This window comes from Neisseria sp. P0008.S002 (assembly GCF_051962805.1).
GTDB lineage: Bacteria > Pseudomonadota > Gammaproteobacteria > Burkholderiales > Neisseriaceae > Neisseria > Neisseria perflava.
In genome coordinates, this window is sequence record NZ_JBQCUY010000006.1 from 26,472 (window position 1) to 48,559 (window position 22,088).

At 49.8% G+C, this 22,088-nt stretch carries 22 protein-coding genes and 1 other RNA gene; 13 read left to right on the forward strand and 10 right to left on the reverse strand.

Annotation, left to right across the window (positions count from 1 at the left end; genetic code table 11):
- Nucleotides 1–20: 20 nt before the first annotated feature.
- Nucleotides 21–767 (reverse strand): pimeloyl-ACP methyl ester esterase BioH, encoded by a 747-nt coding sequence (gene bioH, locus ACTHSA_RS07815; RefSeq protein WP_440378859.1) that lies wholly within the window; start codon nt 765–767, stop codon nt 21–23.
- Here bioH and ACTHSA_RS07820 point away from each other — a divergent pair.
- The 7 genes from ACTHSA_RS07820 (at nt 766) to rnpB (ending at nt 4,886) form a co-directional block, all read left to right on the forward strand.
- On the forward strand, nt 766–1,482 hold the full coding sequence (locus ACTHSA_RS07820; protein ID WP_107737211.1) for a ComF family protein: 717 nt from the start codon (nt 766–768) through the stop codon (nt 1,480–1,482). The two genes, bioH and ACTHSA_RS07820, sit on opposite strands and share 2 nt — an antisense overlap.
- A gap of 64 nt (nt 1,483–1,546) precedes the next feature.
- On the forward strand, nt 1,547–2,011 hold the full coding sequence (gene trmL, locus ACTHSA_RS07825; RefSeq protein WP_049335654.1) for a tRNA (uridine(34)/cytosine(34)/5-carboxymethylaminomethyluridine(34)-2'-O)-methyltransferase TrmL: 465 nt from the start codon (nt 1,547–1,549) through the stop codon (nt 2,009–2,011).
- Nucleotides 2,012–2,059: 48 nt separating this feature from the next.
- Entirely contained in the window at nt 2,060–2,779 is a 720-nt protein-coding gene (locus tag ACTHSA_RS07830; protein WP_070624865.1) for a septal ring lytic transglycosylase RlpA family protein, read from the forward strand.
- Nucleotides 2,780–2,877: 98 nt separating this feature from the next.
- Nucleotides 2,878–3,462 (forward strand): Holliday junction branch migration protein RuvA, encoded by a 585-nt coding sequence (gene ruvA / locus ACTHSA_RS07835; protein ID WP_004519209.1) that lies wholly within the window; start codon nt 2,878–2,880, stop codon nt 3,460–3,462.
- Nucleotides 3,463–3,475: 13 nt separating this feature from the next.
- Entirely contained in the window at nt 3,476–3,709 is a 234-nt protein-coding gene (locus ACTHSA_RS07840; RefSeq protein WP_004519208.1) for a hypothetical protein, read from the forward strand.
- 54 nt (nt 3,710–3,763) lie between these two features.
- Nucleotides 3,764–4,471 (forward strand): hypothetical protein, encoded by a 708-nt coding sequence (locus ACTHSA_RS07845; protein WP_440378860.1) that lies wholly within the window; start codon nt 3,764–3,766, stop codon nt 4,469–4,471.
- A 53-nt stretch (nt 4,472–4,524) separates the two neighbouring features.
- Nucleotides 4,525–4,886, forward strand: an RNA gene (rnpB, locus tag ACTHSA_RS07850) — RNase P RNA component class A.
- A gap of 105 nt (nt 4,887–4,991) precedes the next feature.
- On the opposite strand, the gene mltA is transcribed toward rnpB, so the two are convergent.
- Entirely contained in the window at nt 4,992–6,314 is a 1,323-nt protein-coding gene (mltA, locus tag ACTHSA_RS07855; RefSeq protein WP_440378861.1) for a murein transglycosylase A, read from the reverse strand.
- Nucleotides 6,315–6,403: 89 nt separating this feature from the next.
- Nucleotides 6,404–6,976 carry an RDD family protein gene (locus ACTHSA_RS07860; RefSeq protein WP_004519205.1) on the reverse strand — a complete coding sequence of 191 codons (573 nt, stop codon included), beginning with the start codon at nt 6,974–6,976 and terminating at the stop codon, nt 6,404–6,406.
- A gap of 241 nt (nt 6,977–7,217) precedes the next feature.
- On the opposite strand from ACTHSA_RS07860, the gene asd reads away from it, so the two are divergent.
- Nucleotides 7,218–8,333: an aspartate-semialdehyde dehydrogenase gene (gene asd / locus ACTHSA_RS07865; RefSeq protein WP_049335663.1), complete on the forward strand. Its 1,116-nt coding sequence runs from the start codon at nt 7,218–7,220 to the stop codon at nt 8,331–8,333.
- An 89-nt stretch (nt 8,334–8,422) separates the two neighbouring features.
- On the opposite strand, the gene ACTHSA_RS07870 is transcribed toward asd, so the two are convergent.
- Nucleotides 8,423–9,220: a factor H-binding protein gene (locus tag ACTHSA_RS07870; protein WP_049335665.1), complete on the reverse strand. Its 798-nt coding sequence runs from the start codon at nt 9,218–9,220 to the stop codon at nt 8,423–8,425.
- A gap of 197 nt (nt 9,221–9,417) precedes the next feature.
- Between ACTHSA_RS07870 and ACTHSA_RS07875 the strand changes: the two genes are divergently transcribed.
- Nucleotides 9,418–9,900: a dihydrofolate reductase gene (locus ACTHSA_RS07875; protein WP_070624868.1), complete on the forward strand. Its 483-nt coding sequence runs from the start codon at nt 9,418–9,420 to the stop codon at nt 9,898–9,900.
- Nucleotides 9,901–9,982: 82 nt separating this feature from the next.
- On the opposite strand, the gene ACTHSA_RS07880 is transcribed toward ACTHSA_RS07875, so the two are convergent.
- The gene (locus ACTHSA_RS07880; RefSeq protein WP_003686685.1) at nt 9,983–10,249 is read right to left on the reverse strand and encodes a DUF3079 domain-containing protein; all 267 of its coding nucleotides are present in this window, start codon (nt 10,247–10,249) and stop codon (nt 9,983–9,985) included.
- A 166-nt stretch (nt 10,250–10,415) separates the two neighbouring features.
- Between ACTHSA_RS07880 and ACTHSA_RS07885 the strand changes: the two genes are divergently transcribed.
- Nucleotides 10,416–10,871, forward strand: a complete 456-nt coding sequence (locus ACTHSA_RS07885) for a GNAT family N-acetyltransferase (protein WP_049335668.1) — start codon at nt 10,416–10,418, stop codon at nt 10,869–10,871.
- Nucleotides 10,872–10,939: 68 nt separating this feature from the next.
- Here the strand turns inward: ACTHSA_RS07885 and dinG are convergent, their stop codons facing one another.
- Both dinG and ACTHSA_RS07895 read right to left on the reverse strand, forming a co-directional pair.
- Nucleotides 10,940–13,090: an ATP-dependent DNA helicase DinG gene (dinG, locus tag ACTHSA_RS07890; RefSeq protein ID WP_049335670.1), complete on the reverse strand. Its 2,151-nt coding sequence runs from the start codon at nt 13,088–13,090 to the stop codon at nt 10,940–10,942.
- Nucleotides 13,091–13,254: 164 nt separating this feature from the next.
- Entirely contained in the window at nt 13,255–13,473 is a 219-nt protein-coding gene (locus ACTHSA_RS07895) for a DUF2061 domain-containing protein (RefSeq protein ID WP_070826381.1), read from the reverse strand.
- A 128-nt stretch (nt 13,474–13,601) separates the two neighbouring features.
- Here ACTHSA_RS07895 and ACTHSA_RS07900 point away from each other — a divergent pair, with 128 nt between their 5' ends.
- Nucleotides 13,602–14,552 (forward strand): D-2-hydroxyacid dehydrogenase, encoded by a 951-nt coding sequence (locus tag ACTHSA_RS07900; RefSeq protein ID WP_440378862.1) that lies wholly within the window; start codon nt 13,602–13,604, stop codon nt 14,550–14,552.
- A 195-nt stretch (nt 14,553–14,747) separates the two neighbouring features.
- Here ACTHSA_RS07900 and gnd read toward each other — a convergent pair whose 3' ends face one another.
- Complete coding sequence (gene gnd, locus ACTHSA_RS07905; protein ID WP_440367599.1) at nt 14,748–16,196, reverse strand: decarboxylating NADP(+)-dependent phosphogluconate dehydrogenase; 1,449 nt, start codon at nt 16,194–16,196, stop codon at nt 14,748–14,750.
- Nucleotides 16,197–16,679: 483 nt separating this feature from the next.
- Between gnd and ggt the strand changes: the two genes are divergently transcribed.
- On the forward strand, nt 16,680–18,449 hold the full coding sequence (gene ggt, locus ACTHSA_RS07910) for a gamma-glutamyltransferase (RefSeq protein ID WP_440378863.1): 1,770 nt from the start codon (nt 16,680–16,682) through the stop codon (nt 18,447–18,449).
- Between the two features lie 237 nt (nt 18,450–18,686).
- On the opposite strand, the gene lpxC is transcribed toward ggt, so the two are convergent.
- Complete coding sequence (lpxC, locus tag ACTHSA_RS07915) at nt 18,687–19,601, reverse strand: UDP-3-O-acyl-N-acetylglucosamine deacetylase (RefSeq protein ID WP_070504107.1); 915 nt, start codon at nt 19,599–19,601, stop codon at nt 18,687–18,689.
- 652 nt (nt 19,602–20,253) lie between these two features.
- Between lpxC and gap the strand changes: the two genes are divergently transcribed.
- Nucleotides 20,254–21,258: a type I glyceraldehyde-3-phosphate dehydrogenase gene (gene gap / locus ACTHSA_RS07920; RefSeq protein ID WP_070624870.1), complete on the forward strand. Its 1,005-nt coding sequence runs from the start codon at nt 20,254–20,256 to the stop codon at nt 21,256–21,258.
- A gap of 95 nt (nt 21,259–21,353) precedes the next feature.
- Here the strand turns inward: gap and tsaA are convergent, their stop codons facing one another.
- Nucleotides 21,354–22,028, reverse strand: coding sequence for a tRNA (N6-threonylcarbamoyladenosine(37)-N6)-methyltransferase TrmO (gene tsaA, locus ACTHSA_RS07925; RefSeq protein WP_070624872.1), 675 nt, complete (start codon nt 22,026–22,028; stop codon nt 21,354–21,356).
- Nucleotides 22,029–22,088 lie beyond the last annotated feature (60 nt).

Here is a 22,088-nt window from a genome sequence, read left to right on the forward strand (position 1 = left end):
TTTTATGGTTGAAGGCTGTTTCAGACGGCCTTTTCGACAAAATTGCGGTAGGTTTCGGCAAATTCGTCGGCATGGCTTAAAAAGGGCGCGTGTGCGGCTTTGTCGATAAGGACCAGCTCGCTGTTGCTCAAATGGCGGTGTAAATATTCGCCCATGCGCGGCGGCGTAATGGCGTCTTTCTGTCCAAACACCAGCAATGACGACGTTTGAATAAGCGGCAACAGCGGACGCGCGTCGGCATGGTTGACCGCTTCAAGCGCGGCCTGTAAGGCGGAAGGCGTGCCGCAGCTCGCCAAATCGGGCAGTACCCGGTTTAAGATTTCGCCGGAATGCGGCGTGTGCAACAGTTGCAGTTGTAGAAACTGTTTAATATGTTTGGCATAATCCTGCTGGAATGCGCCGACCATCTTGCCCAAGGCAGGTTGCGCCAAGCCTTCGGGATAATCCGTGTCGGCAGTCAATCGGGCAAAACTTGCCGTCAGGCAGAGCGATTTGATTTTGTCGGGATAAAGCGCGGTCAGATACAGAGCAACCAGTCCGCCCAGCGACCAGCCGAGAATGTGTGCCGGCGTGTCGATTTGTCCGGCAAAGGTTTCGGCAACGGCGGCAATATCAAACGGCTCGGTAAAAGGCGCATCGCCGTGTCCGGGCAAATCAAGCGCGCGGACGTCCCAATCGGCAGGCAAGCGCGGTATCAAATCGTCGAATACATGGCGGTTCGCCGCCCAACCGTGTATCAGATAAACTTTTTTGGCGGAGTGTGGCATGAATGTTCTTTCTTGGTGGCGCAGTTTGAAACAGCTCAATGCGCGACGTTGCGTATTATGCCACGATTCCGTTTCAGACGGCCTTTGCCGAGGCTGCGCAAACGATTTGACGGAATATTTTATCGACGCGGCACAAAGCTGCCCTTTGTGTTTCCGCCATATCGCGGGCGGGACAGTGTGCGGCAGTTGTCAGAAAAAGCCGCCCGCATTTGATAGAATGTGGGCCTCGCTGTATTACGAACCGCCCGTCAGCAGCATGATACGCGAGCTGAAACACTTGGCTGATTTGGGCATGAGCCGACCATTGGCGGATTTAATGTGCCAAAACGCACCGGACTGGCTGGCAACGGAACACTTCGATTTCGTCCTGCCCATGCCTTTGAGCAAAGAGCGGCGGCTCAAGCGCGGATTCAACCAAAGCGAGGCGTTGACGGATATTTTGGCAAAACGCTACGGCTGGACGCTGCTGCCGCGCCACGCGGTTTTCAGACGGCATGGCGAGCCGCAAAGTACGCTGAAAAGCGACGAACGTCGGCGAAATATCAAGAATGCATTTAAAATCAAAGCCGAATTGCCGAAGGCGTGTAATATTCTGTTAATTGATGATGTCTTCACCACCGGCTCGACTTTAAACGAATTGGCGAAAACGCTGAAAAAATCAGGCGCAGGCCGGATTTGTTGTTGGTCTTTGGCACGGCCGCCAATGAAAAAATAGCTTAAAGTTTTTGACACCCATGGAACATTTCGGCATTATGCCACTCTATAAGTGATTGATTTATATGTTTACCATAGTTTTGTACCAACCCGAAATCCCGCCCAATACGGGCAATATCATCCGCCTGTGCGCCAATACCGGTGCCGATTTGCACTTGGTCAAGCCGCTTGGGTTTCCGCTGGATTCGTCCAAAATGAAACGCGCGGGTTTGGATTATCACGAGTTTGCCAAACTGACGGTACATGAGAATTTCGAAGACTGCCTCAAGGCCCTTGAAGGCCGCCGTATTTTCGCGCTGACCACCAAAGGCTCTACCCGCCCCGACGAAGTTTCCTTCCGCGAAGGCGACGTATTGCTGTTTGGTCCCGAAACGCGCGGCCTGCCTGCCGAAGTTCTCGACAGCCTGCCTGCCGGACAAAAAATCCGCCTGCCGATGATGCCCGGCAGCAGGAGCATGAATCTTTCCAATACTGTCGCCGTGATTTTATTTGAAGCATGGCGGCAAAACGGTTTTGCCGGCGGCGTATAACAGGCCGTCTGAAACCGCTGCGTTATCAACTCAAGAACGGAACCCGTTTTGACTTTTACCAAAAAAACCCTCCTTTCCTTAGCCGCCGCCACCATCGGCGTCCTTTCCATCAATGCCGCCGTCGCCGACAGCGTGGTCCGAGTCGAAAAACTGCATCCTTCTGCCAACCGCAGTTACAAAGTTGCCGGCAAACGCTACACGCCGCTGACCCAAGTTTCTTCTTTCAGCCAAACCGGCAAAGCCTCATGGTACGGCAACCAATTCCACGGCCGTAAAACTTCCAGCGGCGAGCGTTACAATATGAACGCCCTCTCCGCCGCCCACAAAACCCTCCCTATTCCCAGCTACGCACGCGTGACCAATATGCAAAACGGCAAAAGCGTCATCGTCCGTGTCAACGACCGCGGCCCTTTCCACGGCAACCGCGTCATCGATGTTTCCAAAGCCGCCGCCCAACAATTGGGTTTCATCAACCAAGGCACGGCCAACGTCAAAGTTGAGCAGATCATCCCCGGCCAAACCGCCGCTCAAACCATTATTTCCCCAAACAACAAAGAATTTTTTGTTGATTTGAAATCCTTCGGTACCCAACGCGAAGCACAGGCTTATTTGAACCAAGCCGCACAAAGCCTGCCATCCGACAGCAAAATCATGCTTGAAAAACGCAACTACGAATACGTTGTCAAAATGGGTCCGTTCAGCAGCCAAGAACGTGCCGCCGAAGCAGGCGAACGCGCCCGTCATCTGAATCTGGCATCCGCCATCTGATTTCGTCCGCGTTACCGCTGAAGTTTGATACAATACAAGGCCGTCTGAAACCCAATTGCAAGGTTTCAGACGGCCTTTTTTAATCACAGGGGAACACCATGATCAGCAGGCTCACAGGCAAATTGATTGAGAAAAATCCGCCGCAGGTCGTTATCGATGTCAACGGCGTCGGTTATGAAGCCGACGTTTCCATGCAGACTTTCTACAACCTGCCCTCCGTTGGCGAAACCGTCCATCTCTACACCCAGCTTGTCGTCCGCGAAGACGCACATTTGCTGTTTGGTTTCGCCTCAGCCGAGGAACGCGCCACCTTCCGCCAACTGGTCAAAGTCAGCGGCATCGGTGCTAAAACCGCATTGGGCATTTTGTCGACCATGAATGCCGACGAGCTGGCGCAAGCCATCGCCGAAGAAGACGTGAAACGCCTCTCCTCCGCCCCCGGTATCGGCAAGAAAACCGCCGAACGCATGGTGTTAGAACTGCGCGGCAAACTCGTATCCCATACCGTTTCAGACGGTCTGTTTGCCCCTGATGCCGTTGCCGATGAAAGTCAAGACATCATCAACACCCTGCTTGCCCTCGGCTACAACGAACGCGAAGCCAAAGCCGCCACCAAAGGCATTCCCAAGGGCACGGAAGTCGGCGAAGGCGTGCGCCTGGCCTTGAAAAACCTGCTCAAATAAGGCCGTCTGAAACATGAAGGCATTGGCCCTGAGCATCACCCTCTTTCTAAGCGCGTGCGTCTATACCGAGACTCCGTACGGGCGCACCGCCGTCTTAGACCTGCCCATCCACTCGCAAACCACCGTCAACAAAACCGTGACCATCAACGCCCCGCCCGGGACGACCGTCATCTATCAAGACAGCGAACCCGTCCGCAATTACCCGGCCTATCCCGTTTATCCCCGCCGGGTTTATCGTTATCGATAAACAACGCTGACCGTTTGAAACCATAGGTTCAGACGGCCTGTTGAGAGACCAACCATGAAATACATCCTTCCCCTGCTTTTACTCCTGAGCGCCTGCACACCGGACACCAAGACCACGGATGCCGCATCCGCCCCCAAAACACACGGCTTTGCACACCGCCTGACCGAAGGCGAAAAACTACTGACCCAAGCCCTCATCAAACAAGACCTCGCCGCCTACTTCAAACACGAAACCGGCGGCGCATTTGCCGAACAAGCCCCCTTATTCTCGGCCCAACAACTTGCCGAACAGAAAAACATCCCCAAAAACGATGCCATCGGCGTTTACGGCAAAATCATCAAAGCCCAAGGCCGCACCGCCTGGCTGCAAACCGACAAGCAAACCCTCAAACTCGATTTGGCCGAACCGCTGCAAGAAACTCAAGGCGAAGTTACCTTTGTCTGCCAACACGAAAACACCGCATTCCAAGACTGCCAAACAGAAGAAAACTTCGCCCGACGCTTTACCGAACAAATTTTCTCGGCGGTCGAGTCCGGACGCGTATCCGCCCAAACAGACGCACCGGCCGAAGAAATCATGGCCGGCCGCCTCATCCCGTTTTTGAGTGCCGCCAGCGACTTTACCGGCAACTTCAAAGCCTGCGCCACCACCATGACCGAATACTGCACCAGCCGCCTGGCACGCGAAATGCCCGAATCCGCAGTCCGCAAAAAAGCACAGGAGTTGGGTTTGACCGAAATAGCATTTAAAAAGAAAAAATAAATATTTAGGCCGTCTGAACCCTATGGCGGCTGTGTTATAATCCGCACCTCATACAGGTCGGACAGACAGTCGCCGCGTATCGCGTAAGGCATACGGGGAGGAAAGTCCGGGCTCCACAGAGCAGAATGCCGGCTAACGGCCGGGCGCGGTAACGCGACGGAAAGTGGAACAGAAAGCAATACCGCCGATGATTGCCTTCGGGCAAAACAGGTAAGGGTGAAAAGGTGCGGTAAGAGCGCACCGTGCATTTGGTAACAAAGCGCAGCAGGCTAAACCCCATTCGGAGCAAGACCAAACAGAACGCGATGACGCTGCTCGCCGAGCGTTCGGGTAGGTTGCTTGAGCACACCAGCAATGATGTGCCTAGAGGAATGACTGTCCGCGACAGAACCCGGCTTACCGTCCGAGCTGTATGTCCCCATACCGCGGCAGGTTTTTAAAACCTGCCGCATTTTTATGAAATAAAAAGGCCGTCTGAAACCTGAATCTTGGTTTCAGACGGCCTTTTTTAAACCACTTTTTATGGACGGTATTCCGGTTTCATGCCGTTAGGCAGAAGCTGCCATACATAGCCGGTGGTTTTCATTTTGCCGGCCACTTCGCCTGCTTCGTCGCCATAGCCCCAGAAATAATCCACACGGACCGCGCCTTTAATCGCGCTGCCGGTGTCTTGCGCCATAATCAGGCGGTTGAGGGCTTTTTTGGTGGTCGGGTGGGCAGTGGCGACAAATAATGGTGCGCCAAGCGTGATGTAGTGACGGTCGATGGCACCGGCGTATTCGCCCATCAACGGCGTACCCAATGCGCCTACCGGGCCGGAATCACTGCTGCCGGTCAGCTCGCGGAAGAAGACGTAGCTTGGGTTTTGTCCCAAAACTTCGGCAAGGCGGCCGGGGTTTTGCTTCATATAGGCCTTGATGCCCTGCATACTGGTCTGACCCAGCGGCAGATAGCCTTTGTCCGCCATATAGCGGCCGATGGAAACATACGGATGTTCGTTTTTATCGGCAAATCCGACGCGGATGTATTTGCCGGACGGGGTTTTCAGACGGCCTGAACCTTGAATGTGCATAAAGAAAAGTTCGACCGGATCATCTGCATAACCCAAAATCGGCGCTTTGCCGTTAAGCGCGCCGCCGTTGATTTGGCTGCGGGTGTAGTAAGGAACGAAACGGCTGCCTTCAAAACGGCCTTTCAGCGCAGTGCTGCGTGCTGTAATCGGGAATCTGGACAAGTCGGCCGTATATGTGCCGCTGTTGTCGATGACGCCGCTGTTTGGGCCGGTTTGGCGGATGCGGACGGTGGCTTTGCTGCCCCTCAAGTTTGCAGCCAACGGAACGGAAACAAAATCGTTCGGAATGCCGTAAATAGGGAAACGGGATTGGCTCGTGGATTTGTCGTCGCCGTGCAGGACCGGTTCGTAATAGCCGGTAATGGTGCCGGCAGGATTGCCGCCGTTATCGACACGCCATGCGGTGAAATAGCGTTCAAAGAAGTGTTTGGCTTGGAAATGGTGCGCCGGCGTTTGCATGGCTTGGATACAAACGTCCTGCCAGCCTTGGCGGTTTTTAAGTTTTTCACAGCCTAAGCGGAAAGATTGCAGGCTTTTGGCGAAGTGTTGGGTGCTCCAGTGCGGCAGTTCGTTGTAGGAAACAACGGTGTAGTTTGCTCCTCCCCCGCTCACTGTCGTACCGATGGGATCGGGCGTACCGGTGGGGCGGTCAGGGCCTTTGATAACGCTGGTGTCGGTTTCGGGGAGGTTTTTAATGCTTTTGCTCGGACAGGCGGCAAGAATGGCTGCGGCAATACTGACGAGCGTGATGCGGTACAGATGTTTTTTCATGGAATCAATAGCGTGTCGAAAGGCCGTCTGAAAGCTATTTTTCAGACGGCCTATGTTGGAAAGTGCTGATTTTAACACAAAAAAGCCATTTATCGGCGCGGCGGCAATTTGACGACAACCGTATCGGCCAGCATATCGTAGAGCGTGCGGCGGTCGCGTTTGACGGAGAAGAGCATGATGAAGTTAATGAAGGCTATAAGCAGAGAAATCAGGTTTCCACCCGTGTCACTTATTGCCAACGATACAATAGTTACCACAACACCAACAGCAAGCGCCCAGACAACTTCGCGGATTAAAACCGTTCCTTCAAAGCCCGGATTGCTTCCGTCATTTTTTAACACCCGGATGCCCATAATTTTTTTACCTAAAGACTGACCGTCCCGGCTCATGTAATACAGTTGGACAATACCAAAAACCAAATAAACAGCCAAAGAAATAAAAAATGTTATGGCAAAATATTCAGGGGTATTAAAAAGAGAAGATTCCGAAACTAATTTTTTGCTTTCATCTAAAGTGAAAACTACCATCACGATGAATGGCAACCATATCAAAAAAGTAAACAGATTATTCAACAAATATGCCGCAACCCTCGCCCCCGGCGAAGCAATATGGACATCTACTATTTCTGTTTTAGGCAAATCCGACAAATTGATTTCGCTCATTTAATCTTCCTCTGTGCTATTTAATGAGATGCAATTTCATTGCCATCTTAACCTATTTTTCCATCATTCTAAAAAATTTCGATAAAAACCTTTACATTTTCCGCAGACGGCGTTAAAACGTTTGTTTTCCCCTTTTTTATAGTGGGTTAACAAAAGTCTGAACAAAACGGCAGGCGATGCCGTTCCGATTTTTGTTAATGCACTATAAACTTATCCGGATTTTCTTTGTAAGGAGTAACACATGAAAGTAGGTTTTGTCGGCTGGCGCGGTATGGTCGGCTCTGTTTTGATGCAGCGTATGAAAGAAGAAAACGACTTCGCCCACATTCCCGAAGCATTTTTCTTTACCACTTCCAACGTCGGCGGCGATGCCCCTGATTTCGGTCAGGCAGCCAAAACATTGTTGGATGCCAACGATGTTGCCGAATTGGCAAAAATGGACATCATCGTTACTTGTCAGGGTGGCGATTACACCAAATCCGTCTTCCAACCCCTGCGCGACAGTGGCTGGAACGGCTACTGGGTTGACGCGGCTTCTTCCCTGCGCATGAAAGACGACGCGATTATCGTCCTCGACCCTGTCAACCGCAACGTCATCGACAACGGCCTCAAAAACGGCGTGAAAAACTACATCGGCGGCAACTGTACCGTTTCCCTGATGTTGATGGCTTTGGGCGGTTTGTTCCAAAACGATTTGGTCGAATGGGCAACCAGCATGACCTATCAAGCCGCTTCCGGCGCGGGTGCGAAAAACATGCGCGAACTCATCAACGGCATGGGCGCGATTCACGCCAAAGTGGCAGACGAGCTTGCCGATCCTTCCAGCGCGATTCTCGACATCGACCGCAAAGTGTCCGATTTCCTGCGCAGCGAAGATTATCCGAAAGCCAACTTCGGTGTACCGCTCGCCGGCAGCCTGATTCCGTGGATTGACGTGGACTTGGGCAACGGCCAGTCCAAAGAAGAATGGAAAGGCGGCGTGGAAACCAACAAAATCCTCGGCCGCAGCGACAATCCGACCGTGATTGACGGCTTGTGCGTACGCATCGGCTCTATGCGCTGCCACAGCCAAGCCCTCACCCTGAAGCTGAAAAAAGATCTACCCGTTTCTGAAATTGAAGCGATTTTGGCAGGCGCGAACGATTGGGTGAAAGTCATCCCCAACGAAAAAGAAGCCAGCATCCACGAGCTGACACCCGCCAAAGTCACCGGCACGCTGTCCGTCCCTGTCGGACGCATCCGCAAACTGGGCATGGGCGGCGAATACATCAGCGCATTCACTGTCGGCGACCAACTCTTGTGGGGCGCTGCCGAGCCGTTGCGCCGCGTATTGCGCATTATCTTGGGCAGCCTGTAATTTAGGTTGGCATGAAAAAAGCAACGGTTTGGGCCGTTGCTTTTTTTGTCACAAAAAGGCCGTCTGAACCTTTCAGACGGCCTTGTTTCCTATTCTTTTTTACCGGCCAAACCGATTTCTTTGGTGGAATCGCCAACTTTGATTTGCGCCTTACCGGCAATTTCTTCAGCCTGCGGGCCGAAGAGTTTCAAATCGTAACGGCCGTTTTCGATACCGTTCAAACTGGTTTTACCGCTGATGGCGGCTTTTCCGTTGTTATTGGCAATGCCTGCGGCAAGCAGGTCGACATTATTGTGGGAAGCCATGCTGCTGATTTTGCCGTAACCTTGTTTTTTATCGAAATCGACAGTGTATTTCAGACGGCCGCTGCGGTCGTCGCCGTTAAACGCGATCCCCGAATACTGATAGCTGCCTTGTTTGGGTAAATTGCGATACGCTGTTTCATCGCCTTGGACTTCGCCGACGGTAAATATGTATGTATCGAGGTTTTGCAGCTTGCCTGCGTCATCGGCTTTTTGTTTGGCGTAACGCGCGGCAACAGTGGAATAATTTTGTTTATACACTTGGAAATCGCCCGTTTCCAAAGTGATGACTTGACCGTTTACCTTGATTTTTTGGGCGTAGTCGTAAGAAGATACTTTATCGGTTTTCAAAAAGCCGGTATCGAGTTTGCCGCCTTTTTGCAGGGTTTGCGTTTTACCGTTGGCGGTCAGCTCCAACGTACCGTTTTCAGGGACGGATTCGTTCAATTCAACGGACAACACGCCTTTCGGATGCGGATTGAGCGGCTCGGTCACGGCATTCGACAAGCCGCTTGTTGCGCCGCCGCAGGCAGTCAACATCAAAGACAGGGAGGCAGTCAAAGCAGAAATACAGAGGGTTCTCATCATTTTTTCCTTTCCTTTTTTATTTGATATGATATTTATCATATACCTAAAAAAATGAACAATAAATGATTTTTGTCAAAATTAAGTATTTTGAATATTGATTTTATAAATGTTGAAACATTTTTATAATATCGGGCATTCAGTCCTTCCCGCCTCCCTTCCGCTATAATCATTCTATTTTGCAAACGGATTTCATTATGCCTAAAATCACCCTTATCGCCGCCTATGCCGCCCGCCGCTGTATCGGCATCAACAACACCATGCCTTGGCATTTGCCCGAGGATTTTGCCTTTTTCAAATCCTACACTAACGGCAAACCCGTCATTATGGGCCGCAAAACATGGGAGTCGCTGCCGCGCAAACCGCTGCCCGGCCGTCAAAATATCGTCATCACCCGCCAAGATTATCAGGCCGAAGGCGCGCAAACGGCGGCCTCTTTGGAAGATGCGCTGGCTTTGTGTCAGGGGGTTGAAGAAGTCATCATCATGGGCGGCGCGCAAATTTATGCACAAGCCCTGCCGATTGCCACGGATTTGCGTTTGACCGAAGTCGGTTTGGATGTGGACGGCGATGCGTTTTTTCCTGAGTTTTCCACAGAAACATGGCAAGAAGCTTCTCGGGAAAACCATGTTTCCGCCAAAGGCATCGAATACGCGTTTGTGCATTATGTGAAGGCATAATCCGACAGCACAAAGGCCGTCTGAAATCCTGTTTTTCAGGTTTCAGACGGCCTTTTTATTTCGTTTATTTACGGCATACCGTTTAAGCTGTTTTATTTTTCAAAGGCAGTTTGATATGCGGTTTGGCCGGCTTGGGCGCTTCTTTCAGTCCAAGTTCAATTTGCTGCTCTTCGCTCAACAAATTGCTCCAGTCGCCTTTTTTATACCAGTCGCGGCCGTCCAACTCGATGGGATGTTGGATACGCTCGCAACCGTTGCCGCATTGCAAATCGTCCTCTTTGCAGTATTTGTCGCAACCCCAGCAGATACGCTCGGGATTTTTCGGGAAAATGGGAAATTTCTTGGCCATGATGTTCTTCTTTTGTTTGTGTGCGGTACGGCAGAATTATAAGTGATTTGAATGGGACTGGCGGCGGGTTTATCGTGTTTTACGCTGATTTTTTAAGATGTGTTAACCTTTCAGACGGCCTATACTGCAAAAATAATCCCTACGCGGTACAACAAAAGGACCCGATATGAACATATGCCGTCTGAAGCCTGAATTTGTCGAGCCTTTAGCCCTCGCGCTGTTTGAGGAGTGGCACGATTTTGCGCCGTGGTCGTCTCTGGACAAAATCCGTGCGTATTACGCGCAGTGCCTTGATGGGGATAACTTGCCGCTGGCGTTTGCGGCTGTGAATAATGAAGGGCGGCTGATGGGTTCGGCAGCATTAAAGCGGTTTGATATGGCGTGTTTTCCCGAACACGAATATTGGCTGGGCGATGTGTTCGTTTTGCCGCAATTTCGCGGTTTGGGCGTAGGCAGGCAGCTGGTTTCGTTTTGTCTGGATAAAGCACGCGAACTGGGTTTGCCGCATCTGTTTCTCTATACGCCGGATGTGCAAGCCGTGTATGAAAAGTTCGGCTGGAAAGAAATCACGCAGACTTGGCACAACGGGGAAACCGTATCCGTCATGAAATTGGATTTATAGTTTGAAAAGAATAAAAGGCCGTCTGAACATTTGATTTCAGACGGCCTCTGCCTTTGAATTATCCACAACTACCCTATCCGCTTAAACGGCGGCAGACAAGCCAATAATTGTTGGCCGTAGCGTTGCGTTTTGACGCGGTTGTCGAGGATGGTCACGCGGCCGTAATCCTGTTCGGTACGGATAAGGCGGCCGACAGCTTGGATCAGTTTGATGCTGGCTTCGGGCACCGTAATTTCGATAAAAGGATTGCCGCCGCGTTGTTCAATCCAACGGTTTTGGGTTTTCTCGATGGGATTGTCCGGCATCGCAAACGGCAGCTTGGCAATAATGACTTGCACGCAGGCCGTACCGGGCAGGTCGAGGCCTTCGGCAAAACTGTCGAGGCCGAAAATAATGCTGGCTTTACCTTCGGCAATAGCTTGATGGTGCCTTTGTAAAAGAACGGCCTTGGGCAACTCGCCCTGCACAAGCAGAAGCGGTAAGTATTCGTCAGGCAGTCGTAAGGCGACATCCTGCATTTGCTTGCGCGAGGAAAACAACACCAGCGTACCGATGGCTTCAACCGGCGAAACCAGCTTCGGCAACCATTCGACAATGGCGGCCGTATGCGCATCAGGGTCTTTGGGGCTGGCTTGAACCGGCGGAATATACAGCTCGCCTTGCGCATCGAAATTAAACGGGCTTTCCAATGCAAGCGTGGTGGTTTCGGGCAACCATAATAGGCCTGTTTGGCGCAAAATCAGGTTGAAGCTGCCGAGCGATTGCAGGGTGGCCGAAGTCAACACTGCGCCTGCCGCGTGCCGCCACAGGCTGTTGGCAAGGTGGGATGCGCTGCTGATGGGGCTGGCGTTGAAAATGTAGTCGTTTTTGTCGTCGGCACGGCGGGTTATCCATTTCGCCAACGGCTCTTCGCCTTCAATGGGAACGGTGGAGAGCAAATCCCAAACCGCGCTGATTTGTTCGATACGGGCGATAAAAAGGCCGAACTCGCTGGTCAGACGGTCGAGGAGCGCGCCATCCTGCTCTTTTTCGCGGCGCGCGGCGGAAAGCGCATCGTTCAGGCCGATAACGTGTTTGAGCAGGCTGCGCGCAGCAATGGCCGTATTGGAAACTGTGGTTTCCAGGCCTTCGGGGATTTTGCCGTCTTCCCACAGCCAAGTCGGTTCGTTGTGTTTCCGCCTGTCGTTTTCAGACGACCCCAGACTTAAAGACGGCTCTTCCGCCAAATGGAACTGCCATTCATGCAGGCTATCGAGCAAGGATGTGGCAGCTTCGTCAGCAAGGTTGGCAAGTTCGGCTTTATCGGTCAGCGCGGCAATTTTGCCGGTAAGCTGCGGCAGTTTTTCCAGCGTCCAAACGGCAATATTCCATGAATGTTCGGCGGCAAAGCGGCTGAGGGCTTTTTTGGACAGGTGGTGCGCTTCGTCTATGCAATAGAAACTGTTTTCAGGCGCAGGCAGAATCACGCCGCCGCCCATACTGATGTCGGCAAGCAGAAGATCGTGATTGGCAACGACGACATCGACGGTTTCCAAGACATCGCGTGCCAGGTAAAACGGGCATTCCGGACGGTTGGGACAGGCGGATTTCAGGCAGCCGTGGCGGTCGTTGGTCACTTTGAGCCAAATCGTGTCATCGATTTTTTCCGGCCAAGTGTCGCGGTCGCCATTAAAGCGGCGGGCGGAAAATTCATCGGCAATGTCGCGCAGCAGGTTCAATTCTTCAGGCTTGGGTTTGCTGTCCCACAACACTTCCGGCGCTTCAAAACCAAGCAGGTTTTGCTGGGCATTGTTTTGCGTCAGTTGATAGAGTTTGTAGGGGCAAAGATAACGGCCGCGTCCCTTGGCAAGCGCAAAGGTCAGCTCCAAACCGCTTTTTTCGACCAGAAACGGCAAATCGCGGTCAACCAACTGCTCCTGCAAAGCCACCGTCGCACTGCTGACGATCAACCATTTGCCGCGCGTTTGCGCCATGATGCCGCCGGCCAAAAGGTAGGCCAACGATTTACCCACACCGGTCGGCCCTTCGATCACGGCAATGCTCTCACCCTCGCGTTTGGGCGCTTCTTCGCCTTCTTCACGCGTCAACGTCCGCGAAAAAGCGTTGGCAATCGCCGCAATCATTTCCCGCTGCGAAGCGCGCGGACGGAAACCGGGCAGGTTTTTGCCAATGTTTTGGTAATGGTCGCGGATGGCGTTTTTTTCTAAATCGGTGAGCATTGAGGCCGTCTGAATGGGTTTGCAAGAATAGCGTATTTTAGCATTTTTACCTTAATGAAGCCTTCGTAAAGTCTTACTCTATTTTAGGGTTTGGCATTTTGATGGCAATGGACGAACCGAAAAACCATAATCGGTTTTAACCAAGCAAAAGGCCGTCTGAAACTTTAGCCGCACTGATGCAGAGGCACCCACAATTTTTGCTTTTCGGATTTGTTTTTCTCGTAGCGGTTCCACGCTTTTTCATGAAAATAAAAGACGACGGTATTGACGATGGGTTCGACCAAAGCCACCGCGCTGGAAACGCCGATACTGCCGGTCAGAATATAGGCGACACTAAATGCGACGCTGAAATGCAAAATAGCAAATGTAATGGTTTTAATCATGCTGTTTTCCTGATACATTGATGTTTTAATAGCTACATAATAATTATTATCAACTAACACGTATATTTTAAATCCTTTATCCTGATTTAGATTTTATAAATCGATATTTTATTTTTGATAGGAATTTTATGAATCCGCTCCAAATTGTCGTCCTCGACCGCGATACCCTCGTCAATCGCCCGTTTGAATTTGATTTTCCACACACATTAAGCAGCTACGGCACAACCGAAGCGCACGAAACGCTGGCGCGCATACGGGGTGCGGACATCATCATTACCAACAAAGTCGTGATTTCCGCCGAACACATCGCCGCCAACCCGCAGCTCAAACTGATTGCGCTAGCCGCGACGGGCGTCAACAATGTGGACGTTGAGGCCGCCAAACAAAATGTTACGGCAGTGTGCAATATCCGCGCTTACGGCAATGAATCCGTGGCGGAACACGCGTTTATGATGATGATTACCCTGATGCGCAACCTGCCTGCCTACCAGCGCGACGTTGCGGCAGGCTTGTGGGAAAACTCGCCGTTTTTCTGCTACCTCGGCGCACCGATGCGCGATTTGAACGGCAAAACGCTGGCGATTTTCGGTCGCGGCAATATCGGTAAAACACTGGCAACTTATGCTCAGGCTTTCAAAATGAATGTCGTGTTCGCCGAACATAAAAATGCCCAAAGCGTCCGCGACGGCTATGTTTCCTTTGACGAAGCCATCCGCTCCGCCGATGTCGTGTCGCTTAATTGTCCACTCACACCGCAAACGGCAAACATGATAGGCGAAGCCGAATTGCAACAAATGAAACCCGGCGCCATCCTCATCAACTGCGGGCGCGGCGGCTTGGTCGATGAAGCCGCTTTGGTTGCGGCGTTGAAATACGGCCAAATCGGCGGTGCAGGTTTTGACGTGTTGACACAAGAGCCGCCGCGCGACGGCAACCCTCTGCTGAAAGCCCGACTGCCCAACCTCATCGTCACGCCACACATTGCATGGGCAAGCCAAGAAGCCGCAAACCGCCTGTTTGACATCCTTTTGGATAACATCAACCGCTTCGTGGCCGGCAATCCGCAAAATCTGGTTTAATCTATGGAAAACCTGTTGATAAGGTTGTGAACAATTTTAAAGGCCGTCTGAAATATTCAGACGGCCTTTATTTATCTTTATTTATTTCATAAAGTTATCTATCAAGTAGATTAAATCATTTCATTCTTCATTGTGGATAACCCTATAAAAAGGCCGTCTGAAATACTCAGACGGCCTTTTGTTTGCCCGGGCAAATTAAATATCGTATGTGGTTGAAGCGGTATCGCCGCCCTTGCCTGTCCAGTTGGTATGGAAAAACTCGCCGCGCGGTTTGTCGGTACGCTCGTAAGTGTGCGCGCCGAAGTAGTCGCGTTGGGCTTGCAGCAGGTTGGCGGGCAGACGCTCGGAAGTGTAGCCGTCAAGGAAGGTAATTGCGGAAGCCATGCAAGGCATCGGAATACCGCACTCAATCGCTTTGGCCACCACTTTACGCCATGCAGGCAGACAAATTTCCAATACGCCTTTGAAATAAGGATCGGAACCCAAGAAGACCAAATCAGGATTGGCCTCGTATGCGTCGCGGATGTTGCCCAAGAACGCGCTGCGGATAATGCAGCCTTCGCGCCACAAGAGGGCAGTATTGCCGTAATTCAATGCCCAATCGTTGTTTTCGCTGGCTTCGCGGATCAGCATAAAGCCTTGTGCATAAGAAATGATTTTGGATGCCAACAGGGCTTGGCGTAGGGCTTCGACCCATGCGGCTTTGTCGCCTTCAATCGGGGTAATGGTTTTGCCAAACAGGCTGTTTGCTTGGGTGCGTTGGTCTTTAAACGCGGACACGCAACGTGCAAATACGGCTTCGGAAATCAGGGTCAACGGGATACCCAAATCGAGGGCATTGATGCCGGTCCATTTACCTGTACCTTTTTGACCTGCGGTATCGAGGATTTTTTCGACCAAAGGTTCGCCGTTTTCATCTCTGTAACCCAAAATCGCGGCGGTAATTTCGACCAGATAAGAATCCAGTTCGGTTTTGTTCCACTCGTTGAAGATTTGGTGCATTTCGTCATAAGACAGGCCCAAACCGTCTTTCATGAATTGGTACGCTTCGCAAATCAACTGCATGTCGCCGTATTCGATGCCGTTGTGCACCATTTTGACGAAGTGGCCCGCACCGTCACGGCCGACCCAGTCGCAGCAAGGCTCGCCTTGAGGTGTTTTGGCGGAGATGGCTTGGAAAATCGGCTTAACGGCAGGCCATGCGGCTTCGTCGCCACCGGGCATGATGGACGGGCCGTGACGCGCGCCTTCTTCGCCACCGGAAACGCCGGCACCGATAAAGCGGATGCCTTTTGCCGCCAGCTCGTGTGTGCGGCGGGTGGAATCAGGATAGTTGGCGTTGCCGCCGTCAATAATGATGTCGCCTTCGTCCAAAAGTGGAACGAGTTGTTCGATAAAATCGTCAACAACAGAACCGGCGCGAACCATCATCATGATTTTGCGCGGTTTTTCTAATTTATCAACTAGATCTTGCAGTGAATATGCACCAATAATATTGGTATTTTTGGCTGCGCCGTTTAAAAAATCATCTACTTTGCTGGTCGTACGGTTGTATGCGACAACTTTAAAGCCGTTATCGTTCATGTTGAGAATCAGGTTTTGCCCCATTACGGCAAGGCCGATTACGCCAATGTCGCCTTTCATTTCGTGAAACTCCGTTATTGATTAATTTTATCAAGCGTAACTCTAGCTGATTTACACGTTTTTAACAATCCTTAACTTTTTAATTTTTTGAAAAGATGCCTTTACGTTTCAGACGGCCTTTGCCTTTGGGAAAACAAACTATAAATAAGATTTTAAATAATAAATAGAAGATGATATTGAGTGCTGCCACAGCTTGTTGATAACTTTGATTAAAAAAATTTTTCAAATACTTAGCTGATATTTTTTGATGAGGATAAAGTATGGTCGGCCTTGTTTGCATATGTGGATAAAAATTTTCTGCCGCTTTGTTCTGTGGGTAACTTTTTGCCTGTGCACAATCTTAGCTTGTTTTATACTTCTCCAATCGGAACTGATTGAGTAGGGAAATAGTCAAATGGTTTTTTATTTCTGAATATTTTCATATTTCCTCTTGTTCAAGTTGGGAAAAGGCCGTCTGAAAATATTTAAATTTATGGATTGAATATGAAATTTTCCTTTAGTATTAAGTTGTTATCTATTTTAGTTTTGGCCGCTTGTGCGCAACAGCCGGTTCAAAAGCCTCAAGTTGCCCTGCCCTCCGTATCTGTGGATAACCATGCGCCGGAACGAGGGACGGGGCTGACCGAGCAGAAGTTAATCCGCGCCAAACATTATATGGCGGCGTCTGCCAATCCGTTGGCAACCGAGGCGGGATACGAGGTTTTGAAACGCGGCGGCAGCGCGATAGATGCGATGATCGCCATGCAGACGACCTTAGGTCTGACCGAACCGCAGTCTTCTGGTTTGGGCGGCGGCGCGTTTTTGGTGTATTGGGACAATAAGGCGAAAAAACTGACGACGTTTGATGCCCGCGAAACGGCGCCGAAAGCGGCAACGCCGGCGCTTTTCTTGGATGAAAACGGCAAGCCGATGGGCTTTATGAACGCAGTGGTCGGCGGCCGTTCGGTCGGCGTGCCGGGGATTCCGAAGCTGCTGGAAGATGTCCACAAGCGTTACGGCAAATTGCCGTGGGCAAGCCTGTTTGACAAACCGATTGCTTTGGCGGAACAAGGTTTTGCTGTTTCTCCGCGTATGGCGAAATCCATCGAGCAAAATTTGGAACCCTTGCAACGTTATCCGCAAACCGCCGCTTACTTCCTGCCTGACGGCAAACCTTTGGCTGCGGGAACGGTGTTGAAAAACCCTGAATTTGCGCGTTCCGTACGTCTATTGGCGGAAAAAGGCAGTGCGCCGTTTTATCAGGGAATGCAGGCGCAGAATATTGTTCGTGCCGTTACCAGTGCTGTGGATAATCCTGGCAAAATCAGCATGGCGGATTTGAAAAACTATCAAGTTATCGAGCGTAAGCCGGTTTGTGCGCCGTATCGTGAATATGAAGTTTGCGGCATGGGCGCGCCAAGTTCCGGCGCAATCGCTTTGGGGCAGATTTTGGGCGTATTGCAGAATCAGGATATGAAAGCGTTGGGATCGGAAAATATCCACAGTTGGCGCTGGATAGGCGATGCGTCGCGGATTGCTTTTGCCGACCGTGATTATTATGTCGGCGATCCCAAGTTTGTAAACGTTCCGACCCGTGCCATGATTTCTCAAGCTTATTTGAAACCGCGTGCCGAAGAAATCCGCAAGGCTGACAAGGCATTGGAAACTATTCAGGCAGGCAAGTTTGGCAAAGCATACGCGCAGGGCATGGCGGTCGAGCTGCCGTCCACCAGCCATTTGGTGGTTGTGGATAAAGACGGTAACGTTGTATCGATGACGACTTCGATTGAAAACGCGTTCGGTTCGGGGCTGATGGCAAACGGTTATCTGCTCAACAACGAATTAACCGATTTTGCCTTCAATCCTGTCGGAGAGGATGGTAAAACGGTGGCAAATAGCGTTGCTGGTGGAAAACGTCCGCGTTCTTCGATGGCGCCGACCATTGTGATGAAAGACGGAAAACCTTATATGGCAGTCGGTTCGCCGGGTGGCAGCCGCATCATCGGTTTCGTTGCCAAAACGCTGGTGGCGCATATCGACTGGGGCATGGACATTCAGGCGGCAATCTCTCTGCCGAATATGCTTAATCGCGGCAGCCAGTATGAGATCGAGGATAAAACCGCTGCGGCGGATAAAGCAGCTGCGTTGGAAAAATTGGGCTATAAAGTTCAAATCCGCGATTTGAATTCCGGCGTGCAAGGCATTGTGATCGGCAAAGAAGGTTTACTCGGCGGCGCCGACCCGCGCCGTGAAGGCAAGGTCATGGGCGATTGATATTGTCGGTTTGACATGTAAAGACCGTCTGAACAGCTTCGTTTCAGACGGCCTTTTTAGTTTGGGAAAATATATGGATAAGATGTGTATAAGAATAACATTAAATTTTAATATTTTTATTTTTCAATAAGATAAAAGATATGAATATGTGGATAATTACTTGTGGAAAACAACATGATTTAGGCCGTCTGAAAGGTTCAGACGGCCTTTTCATTGGACTGCTTTATCTATTTTCTATCAGGCTGCCGGCAGCTCGTGAAAAGCGCTGGGCAAGTCTTCGTCATTGGCAAACTCAACCCATTCGTAAGCGCTTTCATCTGCCAAAACGGCACGCAACAGTGCATTATTGATAGCATGACCTGATTTGTAACCTTCAAATGCACCGATAATCGGATGGCCGACAATGTACAAATCGCCAATCGCATCCAGGATTTTGTGGCGGACAAATTCATCGGGATAACGCAAACCTTCCGGATTCAAAACATCCATGTCGTCAATCACGATGGCGTTGTTCAAATTGCCGCCCAGTCCGAGATTATGGGCGCGCATCATTTCCACTTCGTGCATAAAGCCGAAGGTACGGGCGCGGGCAATCTCATCGATATAGGATTTTCCTGCAAAATCAATCTCGAAAGTAGGTGCACTGCGGTTGAATACGGGATGATCAAATTCGATGGTTAAAGTAACTTTAAAGCCGTCATAAGGCGTAAAGCGTACCCATTTTCCGGTTTCTTTGATTTCAATGGGTTTGAGGATTCTCAAAAAACGTTTTTGGGCTTTTTGATCCACCACGCCTGCATCTTGTAAAAGGTAAATAAACGGCAGGCTGGAGCCGTCCATAATCGGAATTTCAGGCGCGTTCAATTCAATCAAGGCATTGTCGATGCCGTAGGCAGACAGTGCCGACATAATATGTTCAATCGTGCCGATGCGCACGCCTTTATCGGTAACGATGGTTGAAGAGAGGCGGGTATCATTGATTAAATAAGGATTCAATTTGATTATTTCGCCCATTTCCCCGCTTAAATCAGTACGGCGGAACGAAATACCGCTGTTTTCTTTGGCAGGATGCAAAGTCAGAGCGACCCTTTCGCCCGAATGCAGGCCAACGCCGGTAACGCTTACTAATTTGGCTAAAGTCCGTTGCAACATAATTGCTTCCTTTTAAAAAGTCTGATGGGCAAATGATACGTTAAAAAGGAAAAAACAAGCCATCATTTTTAATAGTATTTGCCAATATGGATGTTTTGCGGGTGTGAATTTCAAAATTTTAATTATCCACAATAGCATGTGAAATTGAAGTGGGTAATTTGGGTTTTATCCACAGAAAAATAGAAGAACTAAGATTCTATCCTTTTTTATTTCGGCATTCAGTTGGGGTTGGCCTCAAAGATAAAAAGCGACTATCAAATTGGTTTTAAAGAAAGTTATTCCGTTATCCACAGATGGTTTGGTTCTTCATCAAAATCATCATTTTAAAAATTAAAATATTATGATTTGAAGAAAACACTGAATTATCAACACAAAAATGGCAAAATACGGAGGAAATAGAACTAAGTTTATGATTTCCATAAACTTATGAAACTTTTAAGATTGGAAAAAGGTTTTTATGAAATAAAATATCAAAATTAAGGACTGATTCGATTTGCCTGATATTTTCCTACAAACAAGAATTTCATGTTTTCTTTATTTAAATCAAACAACTTAAAAGTAATTATCTATAATCCTAGAAAGTAATTTTATTTCAGGATACAATGGCTTTACTGAAAAATTTTTCCCATTCCATCTAATTAGGAGTAGCAAAATGAGTATTAAAGTAGCGATTAATGGTTTTGGCCGTATCGGTCGTCTGGCATTGCGTCAAATTGAAAAAGCCCAAGGTATCGAAGTCGTTGCTGTTAACGACTTGACTCCTGCAGACATGCTGTTGCACCTCTTCAAATACGACAGTACTCAAGGCCGCTTTGAAGGCTCTGCCGAATTGAAAGACGACGCTATTGTTGTTAACGGCAAAGAAATCAAAGTATTTGCCAATCCTAATCCTGAAGAATTGCCTTGGGGCGAGCTGGGTGTGGACGTCGTCCTCGAATGTACCGGTTTCTTTACCAATAAAACCAAAGCGGAAGCCCATATCCGTGCCGGTGCGCGCAAAGTTGTGATTTCTGCACCTGGCGGCAATGATGTGAAAACCGTTGTATACGGCGTAAACCAAAATATTTTGGATGGTAGCGAAACCGTCATCTCCGCCGCTTCTTGTACGACTAACTGCCTGGCTCCTATGGCTGCGGTATTACAAAAAGAATTCGGTATTGTCGAAGGCTTGATGACTACCATCCATGCCTATACCGGCGACCAAAACACCCTTGACGCGCCACACCGCAAAGGCGACTTCCGCCGCGCCCGTGCCGCTGCCTTGAATATCGTACCGAACAGCACTGGTGCCGCTAAAGCCATTGGCTTGGTTATCCCTGAATTGAACGGTAAACTTGATGGTTCTGCCCAACGCGTTCCTGTTGCTACCGGCTCTTTGACCGAACTGGTTTCTATTCTCGAACGCCCTGTTACCAAAGAAGAAATCAATGCAGCGATGAAAGCTGCCGCCAGCGAGTCTTACGGCTACACTGAAGATCAAATCGTTTCTTCCGACGTCATCGGTATTGAATACGGCTCACTCTTCGATGCCACTCAAACCCGCGTGATGACCGTAGGCGACAAACAATTGGTAAAAACCGTTGCTTGGTACGACAATGAAATGTCTTACACTTGCCAATTGGTTCGTACCTTGGAATTCTTTGCCAGCAAAATCTAAAGGATAACAGGCTGAATCAATCAATCTGTGGATAACTCAAAGGCCGTCTGAACATTTCAGACGGCCTTTTGTTTGTAGAAAGATTCAATTTGTAATCAGATTATGGATAGTTTAATCACTGTGGCACATTTGTTTTCTATCCTAAACTGCACTTCATAATCCGCAATATTCATTACATAAATCCGTTCGGGAATATCTTGGTAAGCAGGACGGGGATCTTGGGCAATGCTTTGCTCAATAAGATGTTTTTCTTCTGTGGATAAATGTTCCGCAAGCGTACTTTCTGCCCAGACTACGCTCAATTCTTCAGGTTTGCCGCTGACAAAGCCCGATGATGCGTCTGGTTTGGATTCGACAAACGGGATGTAGGGTTTGATATCCACTACCGGAGTACCGTCCAACAGGTCTGCGCCGCTGCAATAAATGTGGACAGGTTTGCCTGTTTCGATGCGTTCGAGTTTCAGCAGAGATAAGCCGAGATGATTGGGGCGGTGCGGGCTGCGCGTGGCAAATACGCCCATTTTTTGTTTGCCTCCAAGCCGTGGCGGACGCACCATTTGTGCCCAACCTTCATCCAATACGGCGTGGAAAATAAAACTTATCCACACATAGTCGAAATCTTCCAATCCCCGAACGCTGTCTGCGGTAAATTCAGGAGAGAGTTCAATGCAAATTTCTGCCGCAGGAACCAAACCGGGTTGGCGGGCAATGCCGAATTTTTGCTTGTAGGGGGAATGAACGGTTGCAATAGGCGTAATCGAATAGGACATAATTTGTGGATAAATATTCTGTACAAACTGTCATCATATCACAGATGTTTTCCCACCTTT